This window comes from Herbiconiux sp. 320_LB (genome assembly GCF_059691755.1).
Map to the genome: position 1 here is coordinate 613,680 of NZ_JCAWAD010000001.1, position 19,334 is coordinate 633,013.

22 protein-coding genes are annotated in these 19,334 nt (G+C 71.7%); 12 read left to right on the forward strand and 10 right to left on the reverse strand.

What is annotated here, in order from left to right; genetic code table 11:
• Nucleotides 1-54 precede the first annotated feature (54 nt).
• From AC59HU_RS02795 to AC59HU_RS02810, 4 genes are all read left to right on the forward strand, one after another.
• Complete coding sequence (locus tag AC59HU_RS02795) at nucleotides 55-933, forward strand: hypothetical protein (RefSeq protein ID WP_497221804.1); 879 nt, start codon at nucleotides 55-57, stop codon at nucleotides 931-933.
• Nucleotides 930-3,287, forward strand: a complete 2,358-nt coding sequence (locus AC59HU_RS02800) for an SDR family oxidoreductase (RefSeq protein WP_497221805.1) — start codon at nucleotides 930-932, stop codon at nucleotides 3,285-3,287. The genes AC59HU_RS02795 and AC59HU_RS02800 overlap by 4 nt, the downstream gene beginning before the upstream one ends.
• Nucleotides 3,288-3,297: 10 nt before the next feature.
• Nucleotides 3,298-4,092 carry a ferritin-like domain-containing protein gene (locus tag AC59HU_RS02805; RefSeq protein ID WP_497221806.1) on the forward strand — a complete coding sequence of 265 codons (795 nt, stop codon included), beginning with the start codon at nucleotides 3,298-3,300 and terminating at the stop codon, nucleotides 4,090-4,092.
• Nucleotides 4,093-4,203: 111 nt separating this feature from the next.
• The gene (locus tag AC59HU_RS02810; protein ID WP_497221807.1) at nucleotides 4,204-4,641 is read left to right on the forward strand and encodes a YdeI/OmpD-associated family protein; all 438 of its coding nucleotides are present in this window, start codon (nucleotides 4,204-4,206) and stop codon (nucleotides 4,639-4,641) included.
• A gap of 19 nt (nucleotides 4,642-4,660) precedes the next feature.
• On the opposite strand, the gene AC59HU_RS02815 is transcribed toward AC59HU_RS02810, so the two are convergent.
• Complete coding sequence (locus tag AC59HU_RS02815) at nucleotides 4,661-4,822, reverse strand: hypothetical protein (protein ID WP_497221808.1); 162 nt, start codon at nucleotides 4,820-4,822, stop codon at nucleotides 4,661-4,663.
• 45 nt (nucleotides 4,823-4,867) lie between these two features.
• Here AC59HU_RS02815 and AC59HU_RS02820 point away from each other — a divergent pair, with 45 nt between their 5' ends.
• Complete coding sequence (locus AC59HU_RS02820) at nucleotides 4,868-5,473, forward strand: DNA-3-methyladenine glycosylase I (RefSeq protein WP_497221809.1); 606 nt, start codon at nucleotides 4,868-4,870, stop codon at nucleotides 5,471-5,473.
• 58 nt (nucleotides 5,474-5,531) lie between these two features.
• On the forward strand, nucleotides 5,532-5,867 hold the full coding sequence (locus AC59HU_RS02825) for a GNAT family N-acetyltransferase (protein ID WP_497221810.1): 336 nt from the start codon (nucleotides 5,532-5,534) through the stop codon (nucleotides 5,865-5,867).
• Between the two features lie 45 nt (nucleotides 5,868-5,912).
• Here the strand turns inward: AC59HU_RS02825 and AC59HU_RS02830 are convergent, their stop codons facing one another.
• From AC59HU_RS02830 to AC59HU_RS02840, 3 genes are read right to left on the reverse strand one after another with little or no spacing between them, the layout of a single operon-like run.
• Nucleotides 5,913-6,296, reverse strand: coding sequence for a VOC family protein (locus AC59HU_RS02830; protein ID WP_497221811.1), 384 nt, complete (start codon nucleotides 6,294-6,296; stop codon nucleotides 5,913-5,915).
• Complete coding sequence (locus AC59HU_RS02835; protein WP_497221812.1) at nucleotides 6,296-7,054, reverse strand: dienelactone hydrolase family protein; 759 nt, start codon at nucleotides 7,052-7,054, stop codon at nucleotides 6,296-6,298. Before AC59HU_RS02835 ends, AC59HU_RS02830 begins: the two co-directional genes overlap by 1 nt.
• Nucleotides 7,055-7,076: 22 nt before the next feature.
• Nucleotides 7,077-8,672 (reverse strand): AMP-binding protein, encoded by a 1,596-nt coding sequence (locus tag AC59HU_RS02840; RefSeq protein ID WP_497221813.1) that lies wholly within the window; start codon nucleotides 8,670-8,672, stop codon nucleotides 7,077-7,079.
• Between the two features lie 81 nt (nucleotides 8,673-8,753).
• On the opposite strand from AC59HU_RS02840, the gene AC59HU_RS02845 reads away from it, so the two are divergent.
• Nucleotides 8,754-9,737, forward strand: coding sequence for an NAD(P)H-quinone oxidoreductase (locus AC59HU_RS02845; protein WP_497221814.1), 984 nt, complete (start codon nucleotides 8,754-8,756; stop codon nucleotides 9,735-9,737).
• A gap of 120 nt (nucleotides 9,738-9,857) precedes the next feature.
• Here AC59HU_RS02845 and AC59HU_RS02850 read toward each other — a convergent pair whose 3' ends face one another.
• The 3 genes from AC59HU_RS02850 to AC59HU_RS02860 all read right to left on the reverse strand — a co-directional run bounded on the left by AC59HU_RS02850 (nucleotide 9,858) and on the right by AC59HU_RS02860 (nucleotide 12,206).
• A complete protein-coding gene (locus AC59HU_RS02850; protein ID WP_497221815.1) occupies nucleotides 9,858-10,859 on the reverse strand; it encodes a DnaJ domain-containing protein in 1,002 nt (333 codons plus the stop codon).
• Between the two features lie 93 nt (nucleotides 10,860-10,952).
• The gene (locus AC59HU_RS02855) at nucleotides 10,953-11,849 is read right to left on the reverse strand and encodes a universal stress protein (RefSeq protein ID WP_497221816.1); all 897 of its coding nucleotides are present in this window, start codon (nucleotides 11,847-11,849) and stop codon (nucleotides 10,953-10,955) included.
• 27 nt (nucleotides 11,850-11,876) lie between these two features.
• Entirely contained in the window at nucleotides 11,877-12,206 is a 330-nt protein-coding gene (locus AC59HU_RS02860; protein ID WP_497221817.1) for a nuclear transport factor 2 family protein, read from the reverse strand.
• A gap of 230 nt (nucleotides 12,207-12,436) precedes the next feature.
• On the opposite strand from AC59HU_RS02860, the gene AC59HU_RS02865 reads away from it, so the two are divergent.
• The 3 genes from AC59HU_RS02865 to AC59HU_RS02875 are packed head-to-tail and all read left to right on the forward strand — an operon-like array spanning nucleotide 12,437 to nucleotide 14,135.
• A complete protein-coding gene (locus tag AC59HU_RS02865) occupies nucleotides 12,437-13,507 on the forward strand; it encodes an LLM class flavin-dependent oxidoreductase (RefSeq protein ID WP_497221818.1) in 1,071 nt (356 codons plus the stop codon).
• Nucleotides 13,508-13,557: 50 nt separating this feature from the next.
• The gene (locus AC59HU_RS02870; protein WP_497221819.1) at nucleotides 13,558-13,755 is read left to right on the forward strand and encodes an antitoxin Phd; all 198 of its coding nucleotides are present in this window, start codon (nucleotides 13,558-13,560) and stop codon (nucleotides 13,753-13,755) included.
• On the forward strand, nucleotides 13,752-14,135 hold the full coding sequence (locus AC59HU_RS02875; RefSeq protein WP_497221820.1) for a type II toxin-antitoxin system death-on-curing family toxin: 384 nt from the start codon (nucleotides 13,752-13,754) through the stop codon (nucleotides 14,133-14,135). Before AC59HU_RS02870 ends, AC59HU_RS02875 begins: the two co-directional genes overlap by 4 nt.
• A 66-nt stretch (nucleotides 14,136-14,201) precedes the next feature.
• Here the strand turns inward: AC59HU_RS02875 and AC59HU_RS02880 are convergent, their stop codons facing one another.
• A complete protein-coding gene (locus AC59HU_RS02880) occupies nucleotides 14,202-14,747 on the reverse strand; it encodes a methylated-DNA--[protein]-cysteine S-methyltransferase (protein WP_497221821.1) in 546 nt (181 codons plus the stop codon).
• A complete protein-coding gene (locus AC59HU_RS02885) occupies nucleotides 14,744-16,603 on the reverse strand; it encodes a DNA-3-methyladenine glycosylase 2 family protein (protein WP_497221822.1) in 1,860 nt (619 codons plus the stop codon). Before AC59HU_RS02885 ends, AC59HU_RS02880 begins: the two co-directional genes overlap by 4 nt.
• Before the next feature lie 124 nt (nucleotides 16,604-16,727).
• Between AC59HU_RS02885 and AC59HU_RS02890 the strand changes: the two genes are divergently transcribed.
• Together AC59HU_RS02890 and AC59HU_RS02895 are read left to right on the forward strand one after the other, a co-directional pair.
• A complete protein-coding gene (locus AC59HU_RS02890; protein ID WP_497221823.1) occupies nucleotides 16,728-17,801 on the forward strand; it encodes a M4 family metallopeptidase in 1,074 nt (357 codons plus the stop codon).
• Nucleotides 17,782-18,210 carry a protealysin inhibitor emfourin gene (locus tag AC59HU_RS02895; RefSeq protein WP_497221824.1) on the forward strand — a complete coding sequence of 143 codons (429 nt, stop codon included), beginning with the start codon at nucleotides 17,782-17,784 and terminating at the stop codon, nucleotides 18,208-18,210. Before AC59HU_RS02890 ends, AC59HU_RS02895 begins: the two co-directional genes overlap by 20 nt.
• 3 nt (nucleotides 18,211-18,213) lie before the next feature.
• Here AC59HU_RS02895 and AC59HU_RS02900 read toward each other — a convergent pair whose 3' ends face one another.
• The gene (locus AC59HU_RS02900; protein WP_497222073.1) at nucleotides 18,214-18,987 is read right to left on the reverse strand and encodes a phosphate ABC transporter ATP-binding protein; all 774 of its coding nucleotides are present in this window, start codon (nucleotides 18,985-18,987) and stop codon (nucleotides 18,214-18,216) included.
• Between the last annotated feature and the right edge of the window lie 347 nt (nucleotides 18,988-19,334).

Below are 19,334 nucleotides of genomic sequence, written 5' to 3' on the forward strand. Positions count from 1 at the left end.
GAACCCAGGTACCGCCGTCACCACGGAGGAATTCCGTTGTCCGGAGAGAACACCATGACAGTCGATGAGCCCGCCCACGAACAGCCACCGGCGACCCGGTTCGATGTCCGCGACTTCGCCCGCACCGCGGTCGGCAGCCACCGCGACGAGATCGACCTCGACGCCTTCGCCGCGCATCCGCTGAAGCCGGAGACGGTCCGGTCGCTCGCCTACCTGCGCGAGCTCGAGCGCTCGACGATGACCTACCTGCGGAACGTGCTGGTCACCCCGACCCACAAGGATGCGCGGGTCACCGCCTTCCTCACCACCTGGGCCTTCGAGAAGTACTGGATCGCGGACGCGCTGGAGCAGCTCGTGCTCGCCCACGACTTCGACCCGGCCTCGGTCGTCGACCTCTCCCGCTTCCGCACCTTCGCCCTCGAGTTCGCCGAGCGCACCACCCCGATCGTCGAGTCGTTCCGCGCGAACGCGATCGGCCCCGACGTCGTCGGCGTGCACCTCGCGACGGTGGCCGTCGACGAGTGGGTGGTCGAGGCGGCCTACCTGCAGCTGATCGAGCTCGACCCGCATCCGGAGCTCGTCTCGCTGCTCGAGCGGGTGCTCGAGGTGAAGAAGCGGCACCGATCGTTCGTCGAGCCCGAGACCGACCGCCGCCTCGCCGACTCCGCCCGGGCCCGCTCACTCGCCCGTCGGGCGCTGCGCAGGACGGCCTGGCCCGTGGGAGCATCGAGCCTGGCCAAATCCGAGACGGCCGTCTTCTACGGAACACTCTTCGACCCGGGACTGGCCGAGCGCATCGACGTGCGCGTGCGCCGCATCCCGGGCCTGGACGACCTCCACCTCATCCGCACCGCCCGCCGTCAGGCGCTGGCGCACGGCGACCGAAACCGCTCCTCCCAGGGCACCGACACGAAAGGCGGCACGAACGGATGACCGACCCCACCCCGCTCGATGAGCCCACCACGCCCGCGAACCCCGACTTCACGCTGGGCTCCTCGCACGTGCTGCTCACCGGCGCGACCGGCTTCGTGGGTCAGGCCGTCCTGGAACGCCTGCTCTCCACGCATCCGGACACCCGCGTCTCGCTGCTGATCCGGCCGAAGTCGCGCACCACGGGCGAGACCCGGCTGCAGACCCTGCTGAAGAAGCCCGTCTTCCGGTCCTGGCGTGAGCGCGTCGGCGAGGAGGAGGTCGAGCGCACCATCCGCGAGCGTCTCACCGTCATCCAGGGTGACCTGGCGAACCCGGGCCGGCTGCCCGACGACATCGACGTCGTGCTGCACGGCGCCTCCACGGTCTCGTTCGACCCGCCGATCGACGAGGCCTTCCAGACCAACGTCGACGGCGCGACCGGCCTCTACGGCGCCCTGCTCGCCTCGGGCTCCGACCCGCACGTGGTGCACGTCTCGACCGCGTACGTCGGCGGGATGCGGAAGGGCGTCTCGCCCGAGGCCTCCCTCGTGCACGACATCGACTGGCGCGCCGAGAACGCCGCCGCGAAGTCGGCCCGTCGCCGCGTCGAGATGGCCTCCCGCCAGCCCGAGGTGCTGCGGAAGCTCCTCGCGGCCTCCCGCGCCAAGCTCGGCAAGGTGGGCCCCCAGGCGGTGGCCCAGGATGCCGAGGCCGCCCGCATCGAGTGGGTCACCAAGCGTCTGATCGATCACGGCCGCATCCGCGCCGAGTCGCTGGGTTGGACCGACGTCTACACGCTGACCAAGGCCTTCGCCGAGCGCGCCGCCGAGGAGCTCTGGGGCACGGCCGGGCACCGCCTCAGCATCGTGCGCCCCTCCATCATCGAGAGCGCGCTGAAGCACCCGCAGCCCGGCTGGCTCGACGGCTTCAAGGTCGCCGACCCGCTGATCATGGCCTACGGCCGCGGTCAGCTGCCCGAGTTCCCGGGCGTGCCCGACTCGATCCTGGACGTCATCCCGGTCGACTTCGTCGTCAACGCGATCCTCGCCGCCGCGGTCACGCCGGCACCGGTCGACGAGCCGAACTACTACCAGGTCGTCTCCGGCGCGCGGAACCCGCTGCCGTTCCACACCATGTACGAGAACGTCAAGGAGTTCTTCACGAAGAACCCGATGCCGCACGACGACGGCCCGATCCAGGTGCCGTCGTGGCGCTTCCCGGGCGGGCGCTCGGTCGAGCGCACGCTGCGCATGCAGGAGCGGCTGACGGCCGCGGCCGACGACACGGTCGCCAGGATGCCCTCCACGGCGCGCACCCGGAAGTGGACCCAGACGCTGCACCAGCGCCAGCGCGGTCTCGACCAGCTGCGCTACTTCGCCGAGCTGTACCGCGCCTACGTGCAGACCGAGCTGATCTTCGACGACAAGAACACCCGGGCGCTCAACCTCTCGATCCCCGAGGATCTGCGGGCGGACCGCGGCTTCGACGTGGTCGAGATCGACTGGCACGACTACTTCCAGAACATCCACTTCCCCTCGATCACGGGCCTCACCAAGGCCTACGCGAACCGGCCGGCCGGCCGGGCCCGCGCCAAGCGCGCGCTGCCGGTGCGCAGCGACGTCGTCGCCGTGTTCGACTTCGAGGGCACCGTGGTGGAGTCCAACCTGGTCGAGCAGTACCTCTGGGTGCGCCTGGCGATGATCCCCAAGGCCCAGTGGCCCCAGGAGTTCGCGAGCCTGATGCTCTCGGTGCCGAAGTTCCTGCGGGTCGACCGTCGCGACCGCGGCGAGTTCATCCGCACGCTGGTCCGCCGCTACAAGGGCATCCGCGTCGACGAGCTGCAGCAGCTGGTCGAGGGCCGTTTCGGCGCCGCCATGCTGAGCCGGGCGATCCCGGATGCGCTGGACCGTGTCGCCCAGCACCGCGCCGCGGGTCACCGCACCGTGCTGGTCACGGGCGCGACCCGATCGGCCGCCGAGCCGTTCGCGGCGTTCTTCGACGACGTCGTGGCCGGTGAGATGCACTCCTCCAAGGGCGTGCTGACCGGGTACCTCGCGACTCCCCCGCTGGTCGACGAGGCGCGGGCCGCCTGGCTCCGCGAGTACGCCGAGCTCCACGGCGTGAACCTCAGCCAGTCGTACGGCTACGGCGACAGCCTCGCCGACGTCGCCTGGCTGCAACTGCTGGGCAATGCGACCGTCGTGAATCCCGACACCGATCTGTATCGGCACGCGCAACGAACAAAGTGGACGGTCGAGGACTGGACCAGACGTTCATCCGACCACCGGCAAGGCCCGGGTAACCTGTCCCTGTTGCCCGAGGCATCCGCAGCACCCGAGGAAGGAGACCGGTCGAGCGCTCGCGACGCGCACTGACCGACACCCCATGGCATTCGACATCGACAAGTACACGGAGACCTCGACGAAGGTCACCTGGCAGGACTTGGACTTCTCCGAGTTCCGCGACAACCCGCTTCCCGAGGGCACCCTCCGGAGCCTTCGCTACATGTGCGACATCGAGTACCACACGGTCTGCTACCTCCGGGACATGCTGGTCACCCCCTCGCACAAGGACGAGGACGTTACGGCGTTCATGACCATGTGGAACCGCGAGGAGTTCTGGCACGGCGAGGCCCTCGCGGCCGTGCTCGCCGAGCACGACGTGATCGTCGACTTCGACGAGCTCAAGGCCACGCGGCTGAAGCTCGGCTGGAAGGACCGCCTCGACCCGGTGAAGCAGTCGCTGCTCGGCAACATCGTCGGCTCGGGCTTCATCGCCGTGCACATGGTGTGGGGCGCCGCGAACGAGTGGTCGGCGGTCGCCGCCTACAACCGTCTCGCCGACATGGAGAAGCACCCGGTGCTGGCCGAACTGCTGCGCCGCATCGCGAAGCAGGAGGCGCGTCACGTGGCCTTCTACGCCACGCAGGCCCGCGAGCGTCTGGGCAAGAGCAAGAAGGCCCAGGTGCTGGCCCGCTTCGCGCTGAAGAACTTCTGGGGCCCCGTCGGCTCCGGCGTGATGACCGATGACGAGGTCAAGCACGTCATGGGCCACCTGATGGGCGGCCCGGAGGGTCGCAAGGAGGCCGCGAAGATCGACTCCCACATCGCGAAGATGCCGGGCCTGGCCGGCCTCACGATCGTGCAGGACGCCCTGGACGCGCGGGGCATCGCGGCCTGACCGCCGCACCTGGCAGCAGCCCGATTCACCGCAGCACCCCGATTCACCGCAGCGCCCGACCCTTCGTAACGCCCCGACCCACACCGTGGGCCGGGGCGTTACGCTTCCACCATGAAGTTCACCACCACCGTCCTCGCCAGCGGCAAGTCGGCCACCGGGATCCCGGTTCCCGAGAGCGTCGTGACCGCGCTGGATGCGGGCAAACGCATCCCCGTGGTCGTCACCATCAACGGCTACGAGTACCGCAGCTCGATCGTCTTCTACGGCGGGCAGTACCTGATCTCGCTGAGTGCCGAGAACCGCGAGGGCGCCGGGGTCGCGGCAGGCGACGAGATCGAGGTCGACGTCGCGGTCGACGCTCAGCCGCGCGAGGTGGAGGTGCCGGCCGATCTGGCCGAGGCCCTCGCCGGTGAGGCGGATGCGGCGTCGGCGTTCGCCGCGCTGTCGTACAGCAACAAGCGCCGGATCGTGCTCTCGGTCGAGGGCGCGAAGACCGAGGCGACGCGTCAGCGCCGGATCGAGAAGGCCCTGGCCGAGCTCGTTTCCTAGCGCTGACTCCCGGCGGCGCCTAGTGGCGGCGCTGCGTGGGCAGCACGTGGAACGCGATGGCCAGCGAGGCCGAGACGCAGACGATGCCCGCGAAGAAGACCCAGGCGTTCTCGAGCGTGCCGAACAGGAACATCCCGAACAGGAAGAGCGCGATCGCTCCGATGGCAGCGATTACGTTCATTCCGGGTGTCCTCCGATTCGATGGGCTCCCCCAATACTAGGGGGTGTGGACGAAACGGCGGGGGTCATCCGGGGTGAGGACGGGCTGGCGCGCCCGGCGTGGGCGGCCGTGGATCCGCTGCTGCGCGAGTACTACGACACCGAGTGGGGCCTGCCGGTCCGCGACGAGCGGGGGTTGTTCGAGCGGCTGAGCCTGGAGGCGTTCCAGTCCGGGCTGTCGTGGGCGACCATCCTGCGAAAGCGCCCCGCGTTCCGCGTCGCCTTCGACGACTTCGATCCGGATGCGGTGGCCGGCTACGGCGAGGACGACGTGACGCGCCTGCTGGGCGACGCCGGCATCATCCGCAACCGCGCGAAGATCGTCGCGACGATCGCCAACGCGCGGGCGACGGTGGCGCTGCGGCAGGATCCGGACTACGACGGACTGCCCGACCTGATCTGGTCGTTCCGGCCCGCGCGGACGCCCGAGCCGCGGACGTTCGCCGAGATCCCGACGACCTCGCCGGAGTCGGTCGCACTGGCGAAGACCCTCCGGGCGAAGGGCTTCCGCTTCGTCGGCCCGACGACGATGTTCGCGCTGATGGAAGCCGCCGGGCTGGTCGACACCCACCTGTTGGACAGCCACCGACGCGGCAGCTCGGGCGTGTGGTGAGCCGTCTCGCGACGAATGACGGATGGCGCCGGGGCCCGGAGTCTGATTCGCTAGGGGCATGAGCGAGAACAGCGAGAACCCGTCGACCGACGTCGTGCACCACCCCCATCGCCACCGGTACGTGCTGCTGGCCGACGGGCGCGAGCTCGGCTTCACGCAGTACGTCGACAGCGGCGACGACCGCGTCTTCGTGCACACCGAGATCGACCCCGCCGAGGAAGGGCACGGCTTCGGCTCGACCCTGGTCAAGGGCGCGCTCCAGCAGGTGCGCGAGGAGGGGCTGCGGTTCGCGGCGACCTGCCCGTTCATCACGGCCTGGCTCGAGAAGCACCACGACTTCGACGACATCCTCGACCCGGTGACGATCGAGATGCGGGCGTCGCTGCGCGAGTGAGGTCGGGCGGGAGCCCGACCCCGCGTGCCCGACGGGGTGCGCCCGCTACTCCCCCATGACCGAGAGCACGTTGCCGGACGGGTCGAGGAACCACGCGATGTCCGGCCCGCGGTTCGCCGCCTTGCCCCGCATCACGCCCTTGTCGTCCTGCGGCATGCCCTCGTACCGCTCGAACTCGATGCCCGAGGCGACGAGCTCGTCGATCGCGGCGTCGATGTCGGGCACGACGAGGTTGAGGATCGTGAAGCCGGCCGGCTCGTGGTCGGACTTCGGGTAGGCGATCACGTGTCCGCCCCCGGGCAGCGCGATGTCGAGGATGTCCATCTCGTTCACGGTCGCGCCGAGACCGAGCCGGTCGCCGTAGAAGGCCCGGGCCTCCTCCGTGTCGCGGACACTGAAACCACTGAAAGCACTGCGGAAATCGACCATCAGGCGAACACCTCCGTGAGGAAGCCCTCGAGCGCGGCCCAGCTCCGGGCATCCGCTTTCGGGCGGTAGTTGGGGGTCATCGGCAGCGTGAAGGCGTGCGGCGCACCGCTGTAGATCACGACCTGCCAGTCGAGGTCCGGCGCCTGCCGGAGCTCGTCCTCGAACGCCACGACGGCCGCGTCCGGCACCACCGGATCGGAGCCGCCCGTGAGAACGAGGAGGGGCGCCTCGAGAGCGCCGACGTCGGCGGGATCATGAGTGATCAACCCGCCGTGGAAGGAGACGGCCCCCGCGAGCGGGGCGCCGGTGCGCGCGAACTCGAGCGCCGCCGAGCCGCCGAAGCAGTAGCCGATGACGACGATCCGCGCCGGGTCGACCCGTGGGTCGGCCGCGAGCACCTCGTACCCGGCCCTGACGCGTGCCCGCAGCAGCGGCAGGTCGGAGTAGTACACGCCGGCGAGCCGGGCCGCGTCGTCGCCCTGGGGTCGCACGCCCGTGCCGTAGAGGTCGGCCGCGAAGGCCACGTAGCCCAGCCGGGCCAGCATCTCGGCGCGGGCGCCGATGTACTCGTTCTCGCCTGTCCAGTCGTGGAGCACCAGCACCCCGGGCCGACGGTCGTCGCGGGAGGTGTCGAGCACGAGGGCGCCCTCGAGGGCGACCCCCGACTCCTCGTAGGCGATCCGCTCGGCACCGATCACGGCCCCCTCGGGGAGCGGGACGGAGTCGACGAGTGCCTGGTGCTCAGCGGAGAAGGTCATGATCCCGGTCTACCACGCCCGGCTAGCCGACCGCCGCGTGCCGGCCGACCTTCGATCGCAGATCCTTCCGCAGGATCTTGCCCGAGGTCGACTTGGGGATCGCGTCGATGAACTCGACCAGCCGCACCTTCTCGTGTGGCGCCACCCGCTCGGCGACGAAGGCCATCACCCCGGCCTCGTCGAGCTCCTCGCCGCGACGCACCACGAAGGCCTTCGGCACCTCCTGGCCGTCGTCGTCGGCGACGCCGATCACCGCGCAGTCCACGATCTCCGGATGCGACAGGAGCACCGCCTCGAGCACCGCGGGCGCCACCTGGTAGCCCTTGTACTTGATCAGCTCCTTCAAGCGGTCGACGATCGTGTAGACGCCGTCCGCATCCACCGTGGCGATGTCGCCGGTGTGCAACCAGCCCTCCTCGTCGATGGCGTGGCGGGTGGCCTCCTCGTCGTCGAGATAGCCGACCATGACCTGGGGGCCGCGCACCAGCAGCTCGCCGGGGGCGCTCGCGCCGTCCTCGGGCACCTCGACGTCGGCGCCGGTCTCGATGTCGACCAGACGGCATTCGGTGTTGGGCAGCGCCCGCCCGATCGACGAGCGGTCGAGCTCGGTCGCGCCCACCGGGAGCACGTGGGTGACCGGGCTGGTCTCTGTCATCCCGTAGCCCTGGCAGACGATGCAGTCCAGTCGGGCGGCCACGGCCTCGGAGAGGGAGCGGTCCAGCGGCGCGGCGCCGGAGAAGATGACCTTGACCGCCGAGAGGTCGTACTCGTCGACCAGCGGATGCTTCGCCAGGGCGACCGCGATCGGCGGCGCGATGAAGACCCAGGTGCAGCGCTGGGTGCTGGTGATGCGGAGGAACTCGGCCAGATCGAACTTCGGCATCGTCACGAGCGTGGCCCGGCGGAGGAGCGCGAAGTCCAGCAGCACGGTCATGCCGTAGATGTGGAAGAACGGGAGCACCGCGAGCACCCGGTCGTCCCGGGTCAGCGGGATGAGCTCGGCCGACTGCAGCACGTTGGCCACGATGTTGCGGTGGGTCAGCTGCACCCCCTTGGGGTGGCCGGTGGTGCCGGAGGAATAGGGCAGCACGGCGAGGTGCGTCGCCGGGTCGAAGCTCACCTCCGGCGGGGCCGCCCGGTCGAACAGCAGGTCGTGCAGCGACGGATGCCCCTCCGCCCCGTCGATGACCACCAGTCGGTCGTCGGGGATCCCGGCCGTCTTCGCGGCCTCGGCCGCCTGCGGGAACAGGGGCGAGACGGTGAACAGCCAGGTCGCGCCGGCGCGGGTCAGCTGGTTCGCGATCTCGCCGACGGTGTAGAGCGAGTTGATCGTGGTCGCGGTGCCGCCCGCGCGGAGCACGCCGTGGAAGACGGTGGCGAAGGCGGGGATGTTCGGGCAGAGGATTCCGACGCGGTCGCCGACCGCGAGCCCGCGCGCCGCGAGCGACCCGGCGACGGCGTCGATCTGGGCGATCAGCTGGCGGTAGGTCGTCTCGTCGCCGCTGGTTCCGTCGACCAGGGCGACCCGGTCGAGGTCGGCGTCGTCGAGCCCGCCGAACAGGGCCTCGTAGACGCTCACGGAGGGGATCTCGATGTCGGGGTAGGACGATCGGGCCATCAGCTATCTCCTTCGATAGTGGTTCCGCTTATTTGACCCCGCCGCCCGCTCCTCCCGCAAGTGCGGCGTAGCGTGGTCGGGATGAGAGCAGTGTTGATCACCACCCCCGGCGAGCCGTCCGTCCTCCAGACCCGGGAGGTGCCCGACCCGGTGGCCGGGCCCGGCGAGCTCGTCATCGACGTGGCCGCCGCCGGGCTCAACCGGGCCGACGTGCTCCAGCGGCGCGGTCGGTACCCGGCGCCGGAGGGCTGGCCGGAGTGGCCGGGGCTGGAGGTCTCGGGCGTCGTCTCCGAGGTGGGGGTCGGGGCCGAGGGGGTCGCAACCGAGGGGTTCGCGGTCGGCGATCGGGTCTGCGCCCTGCTCGGCGGGGGCGGCTACGCCGAGCGCGTCGCCGTGCCGGTGGGTCAGGTGCTGCCGGTGCCCGACGGGGTCGACCTGGTCGACGCGGCCGGGCTGCCCGAGGTCGTGGCGACGGTGTGGGCGAACGTCTTCCTGCTCGCCGGGCTGCGGGCGGGCGAGACGCTGCTCGTGCACGGCGGCTCGAGCGGCATCGGCACGATGGCGGTGCAGCTCGGCCGGGCCTTCGGCGCCCGCGTCGCGGTGACGGCGCGGTCGGCCGACAAGCTCGAGGCGTGCCGCGAGCTGGGTGCCGACATCCTGATCGACTACACGGCCGAGGACTTCGCCGAGCGGATGCGCGCCGAGGGCGGCGCCGACGTGATCCTCGACGTGGTGGGCGCGGACTACCTCGAACGCAACGTGGCCGCGCTCGCGACCAACGGCCGCATCGTGACCATCGCGAGCCTGGCGGGCGGACCGGCGACGATCGACCTGAACGCATTGATGGCCAAGCGCGGCTCGGTCAGCGCGACGAGCCTGCGGGCGCGTCCGGCCGAGGAGAAGGCGGCCATCATCGCGAGCGTGCGCGAGAACGTCTGGCCGCTGCTGGCGAACGGCAGTGTGCGGCCGGTGGTGGCGGCGGGGTTCCCGTTCGCCGAGGCGGCCGAGGCGCACCGCCTCATCGAGGGCTCAACCCACATCGGCAAGATCCTCCTCACGCCCTGACCCGGGGCCCTCGCGCCCGCTCACCCCATCCACCTCGCCGAGAAGTCATTCTTACGTCCAAATCCCGCATTTTGGACGTAAAAGTGACTTCTCGGCGCGGTGGGTGGAGTGGGCCAAGGGTCAGGCCAGGCGGATGGTCTCCTGGAGGCGGGGGCGGAGCTCGAAGGCGCGGTCGATGCTCGTGCGGTCGGGCGCGCTCTGGCCGAGTCCGTTCCGGAGCAGCTGCGGGAGCACCGAACGACGCACGACGACCGACCCGGCGAGGCGACCCCGCTCGACGACCTCGGCGGGCTCGGCCAGCGCGGCATCCGGAACCACCACGACCAGCGCCGTGAAGGTGACCCGCAGCTCGCGGCGGAGCGACTTCGCGGCACGGTGCAGCTCGTGCAGCGGCTCCTCGTCGGGGGCGATGCCCTCGCCGACCAGCTCGTCCTTCTTCAGGCGCACCTCGGCGCCCCAGTCCTCGGACTGGATGGCGAAGAGGCCGGCCGGGCCGAGCACGACGTGGTCGATGGTCTCGGGGACGCCGCCGAGCATCCGGCCGGTGAGCACGTTGTTCCAGATCGTGAAGCCGATGCCGAGGGTCGAGACGATGGAGGCCGTGGACTCCTCGGCGATCGCCTTGGCGAGCCAGCCGCGGATCTCGCGCGGAGCCGAGCGCACGAGCGCGGGGTCGTAGGGGTCGGCGACGCTGACGCCCCGGCCCACCCATTCGCGCAGCAGCGTCAGGTACTGCTCGCGCTCCTGCCCGCCGGGATGACCGTAGCTGCGGGCGCGCACCGAGGAGCTCGCGGCGCGACCGCCGGGGCGGGACCCCGCGCCGGAGGGCGGCCCGAAGCCGCTGCCCGAGGTCGAGGCCGACCCCGAGGCGCCGGCGGCGTGGGCGGATGCGCCCGCGCTCTCGGCGCGCCCGTGGCCGCGGTCGTAGGCGGCGCGGTCCTCGGGGGTGCCGATGCGCTCCCAGGCCTGCTGGACGGCGACGAAGCGGGCCGCGGATCCGCCGGTGTCGGGGTGGGTCTCGCGGAGCAGCCGACGGTAGGTGCGGCGCAGCTCGTCGGTGCCGACGGCCGGGTCGACCCCGAGCACCTCGTAGGGCGTTCGGGCGGCGGGACTCTCGGACACCCAACCACGATACCGGGCGGCGGCCGGGAAGCCGCCCGGAGCCGACCCGGAGTCGGCCCGGAGCCGTCTGGGCGGCCGCCCGGCGTCGGGGGCTCAGGCCTCGTCGGTGACGCGCAGCACGAGCGTGGGCCCGGGCGCGTGGATGAGCACGTCGTGGCTGACCGAGCCGAGCAGGAACCGACCGATCCCGTGCCGGCCGTGGCTGCCGACGACGAGCAGCGAGGCCGAGCGCGCCGCCTCGATCAGGGCGGCGGCGGGTGGCTCGAGCGGGGTCTCGGAGCGGATCTCGAGGCGGCCCCCGTCCTCCTCCGTCGTGCCGACGACGCCGGCCTCGGCGAGGGTGTCGGCGATCACGCGGTGCGCCCGATCCTCCAGCGCGGTGGTCAGATCGGGCAGGTCGGTGAAATCGGGCTCGGCCAGGGGCGGGAGGGTCCAGGCGCTGATCACGCGCAGGTGCTCGTCCAATCGGGACGCCTCGGCGGCGGCCGTCTCGACCAGGCGCACCGAGCTGGGCGATCCGTCGATGCCGACCACGACGCCCTCGCGGCCTATCGGCGGAAGGTCGGGGATGACCGCGACCGGCACCCTCGCGGCCGCCGCGACCCGCAGGCTCACGGCGCTGGTCGTCAGGCGATCGTAGAGGTCTTTGCGGTAGCTGCCGACCACGAGCAGCTGGGCGCCGAGCGCCTCGGCCTCGCCGCAGAGCACCTTGACCGGCTCGCCCTTCTTCGTCACCGGGGTGACCGTCACGTGCGGGGCGGGCCGGTCGCTGCGGAACGCCTCGTTCGCGAGCATCACCTCGCCGCGCTCCTGCAGCAGGGGGGCCGCCGTGTAGCCGGGCGAATCCCACGAGGTGTCGGCGACGTAGAGCACGACGACGTCGGCGGCGACGGCCGCAGCCCGGTGCAGGGCCCAGGCGAGCGCGGTCTTGGCCGCATCCGAGCCGTCGAAACCGACCAGGATGGGGCCGGGCGCGTTGGTGGTGGTCATGGTCTCCCCGCTCCCCCGGCGCCAGGGCTAACCGGTGATGTCGACGCGGGAGATCAGGTCGCCCGCCAGTGCGAACGCCAGAGTACCGCCTCCGTTGTACCCGCCGCCGGTGACCTGCACCGAGACGGCGTAGATGCCGTTGTTGACGGTGAAGCCCGGCACCTCGAAGTGGCTGCCGACGCCGATGTTGTCGGTCTCGTTCCAGTCGGCGATCGCGTCGCGGCCGGTGTAGGTGTGGCCCCAGTCGTCGAGCACCGCGTCGGCGGCGAAGGCCGCGAGGAAGCGCTCGCGATCGGAGTCGTTCGTGGCCTCGAAGAAGGCGGCGATGGCGGGTGGCAGATCGTGCGGCACGCTCATGGCTCCATCCTGCGCCGTCGGATGTTCGGCGCGCCAGAGCGGGCGGTCGCCTCTCAGCAGGTCTTCACCTGGGGGCGACCGGGGCGTGGCGGTGGGTGCGGCGTCGGGATGGCGGGGCGGCTGCGGGGCGGGATGGCACGGCGTGGCGGTGGGTGCGGCGGACACGGAATACTCGGCGGGAGTGGACTGTTCCTGAGTTCATACGTTCGCATGCAAAGAGGGAGGCCGCCATGGCCGAGGACACCGACCAGACCACTCCGACGAAGGATCTCAGCGCCGTGCAGTTCGGGCTCGACACCTTCGGCGACGTCACGGCCGACGACGAGGGCACGCCGCTGCCGCCCGCCCAGGTGCTCCGCAACCTGGTCGAGCAGGGGGTCAAGGCCGACGAGGTGGGCATCGACTTCATCGGGTTCGGCGAGCACCACCGCGACGACTTCGCCGTGACCGCGCCCGAGGTCGCTCTGGCCGCCGTCGCGGCGCGGACCTCGCGCATCCACCTCGGTTCGGCCGTCACCGTGCTGAGCTCGGACGACCCGGTGCGGGTGTTCGAGCGCTTCTCGACCCTCGACGCGCTCTCGGGCGGGCGGGCCGAGGTCATCCTGGGCCGCGGGTCGTTCACCGAATCGTTCCCGCTGTTCGGCTTCGAGCTGCAGGACTACGAGCGGCTGTTCGAGGAGAAGCTCGAGCTGTTCGCGGCGATCCGGTCGGGCAACCCCGTGACCTGGCAGGGCACGACCCGCGCGTCGCTGACGAACCAGAGCATCTACCCGCCGATCGAGCACGGGCTGCTGAAGACCTGGGTCGGCGTCGGCGGCAGCCCCGAGTCGGTGGTGCGCGCGGCGCGGTACGGCTTCGCGCTGACGCTCGCGATCATCGGGGGCGAGCCCGAGCGCTTCGCCCCGTTCGTCGACCTCTACCACCGGGCCATGGCTCAGTTCGAGCAGCCGTCGCAGCCCGTGGGCGTGCACTCCCCCGGCCACATCGCCGCGACCGACGAGGAGGCCAAGGAGCAGCTCTGGCCGCACTACTCGGCGCAGATGAACCGCATCGGGCGCGAGCGCGGCTGGTCGCCGATGGGCCGCGGGCACTTCGAGCAGGAGGTCGCGCGGGGTTCGCTCTACGTCGGCTCGCCGGAGACCGTCGCGCAGAAGATCGCGTCAACCGTGCGGGTGCTCGGGGTCGACCGGTTCGACCTCAAGTACGGCAACGGAGCGCTCTCGCACGAGAAGCTCATGACGAGCATCGAGCTCTACGGCACCGAGGTCATCCCGCGGGTGCGGGAGCTGCTGGCGCAATAGGCGGCTGCGCAGAGGTACCAGATTTGGTACCTCTGCGCTACGATCGAAGGATGGTCGCGCTCAACATCACGTTCTCCGAGTCGGAGATGGACGAGTTGCGGGCGGTCGCCGCGCAGCTCGACACGTCGCTCAAGTCGCTCGTGCACGACTCCGCGCTCTCGACCGTCCGGAATCGTAAGCACCTGGTCGAACAGATGGCGGCCGATGTCGCGGCCAAGTCGGCGGAACTGAACCGTCGACTGGCGTGAATCCGTACTATCTCGATCGCGAGGACGTGCTGACCGCGTCGGCGCTCGCTCTCGGAGCGTTCCCCGTCGTGCGTGATTTCGGTCTCCTCGACGCGGCCGTCGCCCGGCCGCGCAGCTCGGTCTTCGGTGTGGATTCCTATCCGACACTCACGGAGAAGGCCGCGGCGCTGCTTCACTCCCTGGCGAGGAATCACGCGCTCCTCGATGGAAACAAGCGCACGGCCTGGTCGGCCGCGTGGGTGTTCCTTAGCGTCAACGGCGTGCTGCTCGCCCGGGATTTCGATGTCGACGCCGCGGAGGCGCTCATGATCTCCGTGGCGGTGGGTGGAATCGACCTGGGAGAGATCGCGACGCGACTGTCCGAGTTCGCCGAGAACTAGACACGTCGGTCGACGCGGGAGTGGCCCGGCTGTGGGCCGTCGTCGCGCATCGGCGGGACCGGCCGCTCAGGCGGTGGTCGCCATGCGGCCGCGGCGAGCAGTGGCAGTCGCGGTCCCGGCGGCGGCGGCCTCGCGGGCGAGGAGGGAGCGTTTGACTTCGGTGCCCCAGGCGAAGCCGCCGAGGGTGCCGTCGGTGCGGAGCACCCGGTGGCACGGCACGAACAGCGCCGGCGCGTTGCGCGCGCAAGCGCTCGCCGCGGCCCGCACGGCGGTGGGGCTGTCGAGGGCGGCGGCGAACTCCTGGTAGCTGAGGGGGTGGCCGGGCTCGATCGTGCGGAGCGTCGTCCAGCCGCGCTGGTGGAACTCGCCGCCCTTCTGCACCACCTCGACGGTGTCGATCGCCGTGACGTCTCCGACGTAGTACGCCAGGGCCGCGACGGCGGCGCGCGTTGTGCCGGGGGTGACGTCGGTCGGCCGGATGCTCGGGGCCAGGCGAGCGAGGAGCGCGTCGACGTCGTCGGTCCAGCCCGAGGCCAGCACGCGATCCTCCTCGTCGGCGATGATGCCGAACGGGCCGTCGGGTGTGTCGACGAACTGCACGGTGGCGGTCATGGGGTCTCCTCGGGGGTCGTGGGTGCGGTGGATGAAGGCGGCGGGGTGGCTGCGTCCGGCGGTGCGGAGGGTGCGAGTGCAGGCGCCGGGCGGCGTCGGCCGCGCGCCGGAGGCGGGGCGGCTGCCCAGAGGTGGAGGGCGAGGTAGGTGCGCCAGGGGGCGAACGGCGCTGCCCAGGCGGCCAGCTCGCGCGGAACCGAGGGGGCACCGAGCGCGGCGGCGCCGTTGCGGAGCGCCACGTCACCGGTGGGGAGCACGTCGGTGCTGCCGAGCACCCGCATCGCGAGGTAGCCCGCGGTCCAGTCGCCGATGCCCGGCAGCGCCACCAGGCGGGCCCGCTGCTCGACCGGGTCGTCGCCCGAGGTGAGCTCGAGCTCGCCCGCCGCGATCGCCTGCATCGCCGTGAGCAGCGTTGCCGCCTTCGCGCGCGGCCCGGCGAGCACCGGGCCGGTCAGCAGCTCGTCGGCGTGCGCGACGATCTGGGCGGGCGTCGGGAAAAGGAGCGTGGGCATCCACTCGCCGGCGGGGTCGGCGGGGTCGGCGGTGTCGGCGGTGTCGGCGGGGTCGGCGGTGCCGGCGGGGTCGGCGGTGTGGGCGGGGTCGGCGGGGTTGGCGGTGCCGGCGGGGTCGGCGGTGCGGGTGGGATCGTCGGGGTCGGCGGGGTCGGCGGGGTTGGCGGTGCCGGCGGGGTCGGCGGTGCGGGTGGGATCGGCGGGGTCGGCGGGGTCGGCGGGGTTGGCGGTATGGGTGGGGCCGGTGGGATCGGTGGGGTCGTCGGGCGCGGCCGGGGCGAGGGGGGTGCCCGCCAGCACGGCCAGACGATGGAGGAGCGTGCGGGCGGCGGTGACGGTGATCTGCTGACCGACGATCGCCCGCACGAGCATCTCGTGGGGGTCGACGGCACCCGGCATCCGGATGCCCGGGGTCGCCCGCACCCGCGCCGCCAGCTCGGAACCACCCGGCAGACCCGGCGTGTGGGTCACCGACAGCAGCGCCTCGTCGACCGCGACCGGGTCGGCGTCGAGATCGAACAGGCGACGGATGCGCGCCACCAGCACCGGCAGATCGCCGAGCACCGTGAGCCGCGCATCGAGCTCGAGCGGCCGGCCCGGCTCGTGCCGCACGGTGAACCACGACGGGCCGCCGGGCAGCAGCAACGACCTCGTGTAGGAGCGGCCCTCGACCCGCTCGACCCCCGGGATCGCACGGGCGGCGAGCCACCGGAAGACCCCCTCGGCGTCGAACGGCTCGCGGTAGGGCAGGCTCAGGCGCAGGGCTCCGGGGGCCGCGGCCTCGGAGTGGCTCCGGCGAGCGCGGATCTCCGACGGGGTCAGCTGGAACACCTCCCCCACGGTGTCGTTGAACTGGCGGATGCTGGTGAACCCGGCCGCGAACGCCACGTCGGCCATCGGCAGGTCGGTCGCTGTGAGCAGGGTGCGGGCGGTCTGCGCCCGGTGCGCCCGGGCCAGGGCGAGCGGGCCCGCCCCGAGTTCCTGCGTGAGCACGCGGGTGAGGTGCCGCGGCGAGTAGCCGAGCCGGGCGGCCAGTCCGTCGACGCCCTCGCGCTCGACGACGCCGTCGCCGATCAGGCGCATCGAGCGGGCGGCGAGGTCGTCGCGGAGGTTCCAGGCCGGGGTTCCCGGTACGGCCTCGGGCAGGCAGCGCTTGCAGGCGCGGTATCCGGCCTCGTGGGCGGCGGCGCTGGTCTCGTAGAAGGTCACGTTGGAGGCCTTGGGAGTGCGCGCCGGGCAGCTGGGGCGGCAGTAGATGCCGGTCGAGCGCACGGCCGTGATGAACTGGCCGTCGAACCGCGCGTCACGCGACCCGATGATGCGGTAGCGCTCGTCGAAGTCCATGTATCGAGTCTCACATGGGCCACCGACACGCTCTAGCGGGAATCGGACATGACGGTGGACGGGGTCGGCGGGAGTGGCGACGAAGCTGTGGGCGATGTCGGAGGCCCGCCGTAGGGTCGCACGCATGGCGCACTCCATCGTCCCCCCGTACCTGCTCGCCCGACTCGCCGAGGCCGACGCCGCCGGCATGCAGAAGGCCGCTGCGGCGGCCAGGCGCTCCCTGCTCGCCGATCCCCCACTGCGCACCGAACGCCGGCGCGAAGGCGCCGCCCCTGCGCTCCCGCATCGCGGCGCCGACGAGGTCCCGACGCAGGTCGAGCGCACGATCTTCGACGCCGCGGGCAGCGAGACCCTCCCGGGCGAGGTGGTGCGCGAGGAGGGCGCCCCGGCGTCCGACGACCCGGCGGTCAACGAGGCCTACGACGGTCTCGGCGCCACCCATGCCCTCCTCCTCGACGCCTTCGGGCGGCGCTCGATCGACGACCGCGGGCTGCCGCTCCGCGCGACCGTGCACTACGGCCGCGACTACGACAACGCGTTCTGGGATGGTGAGCGCATGGTCTTCGGCGACGGCGACGGCGAGGTCTTCGGCCGTTTCACGGCCTCCCTCTCGGTGATCGGCCACGAGCTGGCCCACGGCGTCACGCAGTACACCGCCGGGCTGGAGTACCAGGGGCAGTCGGGGGCGCTCAACGAGTCCTTCTCCGACGTGATCGGCGCCCTGGTCGAGCAGCACAGCCGGGGTCAGAGTTCGGCCGAGGCGAGCTGGCTGATCGGCGAGGGCTTGTTCACGGCTGCCGTCGAGGGCCGGGCGCTCCGCTCGATGATCGAGCCGGGTACGGCCTACGACGACGACGTGCTGGGGAAGGATCCGCAGCCCGCCGACATGTCCGGCTACGTCGAGACGACCGACGACAACGGCGGAGTGCACCTGAACTCGGGCATCCCGAACCGGGCCTTCGCACTCGCGGCGATCGAGATCGGCGGCAACGCCTGGGAGCGGGCCGGGCGCATCTGGTACGACACGATCAGCGAGACGACGGGCCCGCTGGAGCCGGACAGCGCGTTCGCGGCGTTCGCGGCGGCGACCGTCGCATCCGCTCGCCGACTGTTCGGGGAGGGGTCGGCCGAGGCTTCTGCCGTCGAGGGCGCATGGGCTACCGTGGGCGTGAGGAGTGATGAGCAAAGCCCAGGATGACGACGACGCGCAGGTGCTGCGCATCACCGTTGCGCGCTCGGGCGGGGTGGCCGGCATCGCGCCGACCTGGACCGTGACGGCCTCGGCGGAGCCGGACGTCGACTCCTGGCTCTCTCTCGTGGAGTCGTGCCCGTGGGATGCGCCGGAGCCGAGCACGCCGGGCGAAGCCGATCGCTTCGTCTACACGATCCGGGTCCTGCTCGATCCTCCGGCCGAGGCCGGGACGACGACCCAGATCCCGACCGAGCGCGACGCGACCGTGCCCGAAACGGCCCTCGACGGGCCGTGGCGCGAACTCGTCGACCGGGTCAAGCAGGAGAGCAAGGCCTCCCGACGGAAGAAGCCCGTCGGGCGGCAGCCGGCGGCCGGCGCGGCCCCCGACCCGGCGTCCGGGCCCACCGCATCCTGAATCTCAGCCGAAGACGCCGTTGACGTAGTCGTAGGTGCGCTTGTCGATCGGGCTCGAGAACATCGCCTCGGTCGACCCGTGCTCGACGATGGCCCCCGGCTGACCCTGCGAGGCGAGGAAGAACGCGCACTGCGTCGACACGCGCTGCGCCTGCTGCATGTTGTGGGTGACGATCACGATCGTGACGTCGTTCACCAGCTCGAGCATCGTCTCCTCGATCACGCGCGTCGAGGTCGGGTCGAGCGCCGAGCAGGGCTCGTCCATCAGGAGTACGCGCGGGGTGACCGCGAGCGAGCGGGCGATGCAGAGCCGCTGCTGCTGGCCGCCGGAGAGTCCGCCGCCGGGGGCGCGCAGACGGTCGCGCACCTCCTTCCAGAGCCCGGCCTTCGTCAGGCACGACTCGACCAGGTAGTCCTTGCGGTCGCGGTCGGCCTTCGTGCCGGTGAGCTTCAATCCGGCGAGCACGTTGTCGTAGATCGACATCGCCGGGAACGGGTTCGGCTTCTGGAACACCATGCCGATGCTCTTGCGGGCGTCGACGAGCTTGCGGCTCGGGTCGTAGATGTCCTGGTCGTCGATCAGCACCTCACCGGCGAGGCTCGCCGAGGGGATGAGCTCGTGCATCCGGTTCAGGATGCGCAGGAAGGTCGACTTGCCGCAGCCCGAGGGCCCGATCAGCGAGGTGATGACCCCGGCGGGCATCTCGAGCGAGACGCGGTCGAGCACCTGGTGGTCGCCGAACCAGGCCGAGATGTTGCGGGCGTCCAGGCCCGACAGCGGCGGGCGCTCGAGCTGGAGCTGCTGCTCGAAGCTCAGCGCCGATCCGGCACCGGAGACCTGGTACTGAACAGACGGCACGAACCGGCCACCGCCGGCGACCGGCGGCAGAACGGGCCCGCTAGGGGCGACGGGGCCGGGGCCGGCGGGACCGGCGATGGGGCCTGCGAGGCCGGGACCTGCGGGGCCGGGCGCGCCGGTCGGCGGCGACCAGTCGCGCGGGCCGGCCGTCTTGCCCTTCATGATCTGCCGCTGCTCCTTGCGGGTCAGCGACGGGAGCACGGTGGTGATGTCGTCGGCGGGACGCTCGTCAGTCATGGTGGCTCGATTCTGCTGCGACCGGGGCA

Bases quoted from the DNA above. Each gene is read 5' to 3' on its own strand.
- AC59HU_RS02805 (WP_497221806.1), top strand. From the start codon at position 3,298: ATGGCATTCGACATCGACAAGTACACGGAGACCTCGACGAAGGTCACC.
- AC59HU_RS02860 (WP_497221817.1), bottom strand. From the start codon at position 12,206: ATGAGCGTGCCGCACGATCTGCCACCCGCCATCGCCGCCTTCTTCGAG.
- AC59HU_RS02855 (WP_497221816.1), bottom strand. From the start codon at position 11,849: ATGACCACCACCAACGCGCCCGGCCCCATCCTGGTCGGTTTCGACGGC.
- AC59HU_RS02800 (WP_497221805.1), top strand. From the start codon at position 930: ATGACCGACCCCACCCCGCTCGATGAGCCCACCACGCCCGCGAACCCC.
- AC59HU_RS02880 (WP_497221821.1), bottom strand. From the start codon at position 14,747: ATGACCGCCACCGTGCAGTTCGTCGACACACCCGACGGCCCGTTCGGC.
- AC59HU_RS02795 (WP_497221804.1), top strand. From the start codon at position 55: ATGACAGTCGATGAGCCCGCCCACGAACAGCCACCGGCGACCCGGTTC.
- AC59HU_RS02890 (WP_497221823.1), top strand. From the start codon at position 16,728: ATGGCGCACTCCATCGTCCCCCCGTACCTGCTCGCCCGACTCGCCGAG.
- AC59HU_RS02835 (WP_497221812.1), bottom strand. From the start codon at position 7,054: ATGACCTTCTCCGCTGAGCACCAGGCACTCGTCGACTCCGTCCCGCTC.
- AC59HU_RS02870 (WP_497221819.1), top strand. From the start codon at position 13,558: ATGGTCGCGCTCAACATCACGTTCTCCGAGTCGGAGATGGACGAGTTG.
- AC59HU_RS02815 (WP_497221808.1), bottom strand. From the start codon at position 4,822: ATGAACGTAATCGCTGCCATCGGAGCGATCGCGCTCTTCCTGTTCGGG.
- AC59HU_RS02830 (WP_497221811.1), bottom strand. From the start codon at position 6,296: ATGGTCGATTTCCGCAGTGCTTTCAGTGGTTTCAGTGTCCGCGACACG.
- AC59HU_RS02825 (WP_497221810.1), top strand. From the start codon at position 5,532: ATGAGCGAGAACAGCGAGAACCCGTCGACCGACGTCGTGCACCACCCC.
- AC59HU_RS02895 (WP_497221824.1), top strand. From the start codon at position 17,782: ATGAGCAAAGCCCAGGATGACGACGACGCGCAGGTGCTGCGCATCACC.
- AC59HU_RS02840 (WP_497221813.1), bottom strand. From the start codon at position 8,672: ATGGCCCGATCGTCCTACCCCGACATCGAGATCCCCTCCGTGAGCGTC.
- AC59HU_RS02865 (WP_497221818.1), top strand. From the start codon at position 12,437: ATGGCCGAGGACACCGACCAGACCACTCCGACGAAGGATCTCAGCGCC.
- AC59HU_RS02885 (WP_497221822.1), bottom strand. From the start codon at position 16,603: ATGGACTTCGACGAGCGCTACCGCATCATCGGGTCGCGTGACGCGCGG.
- AC59HU_RS02810 (WP_497221807.1), top strand. From the start codon at position 4,204: ATGAAGTTCACCACCACCGTCCTCGCCAGCGGCAAGTCGGCCACCGGG.
- AC59HU_RS02845 (WP_497221814.1), top strand. From the start codon at position 8,754: ATGAGAGCAGTGTTGATCACCACCCCCGGCGAGCCGTCCGTCCTCCAG.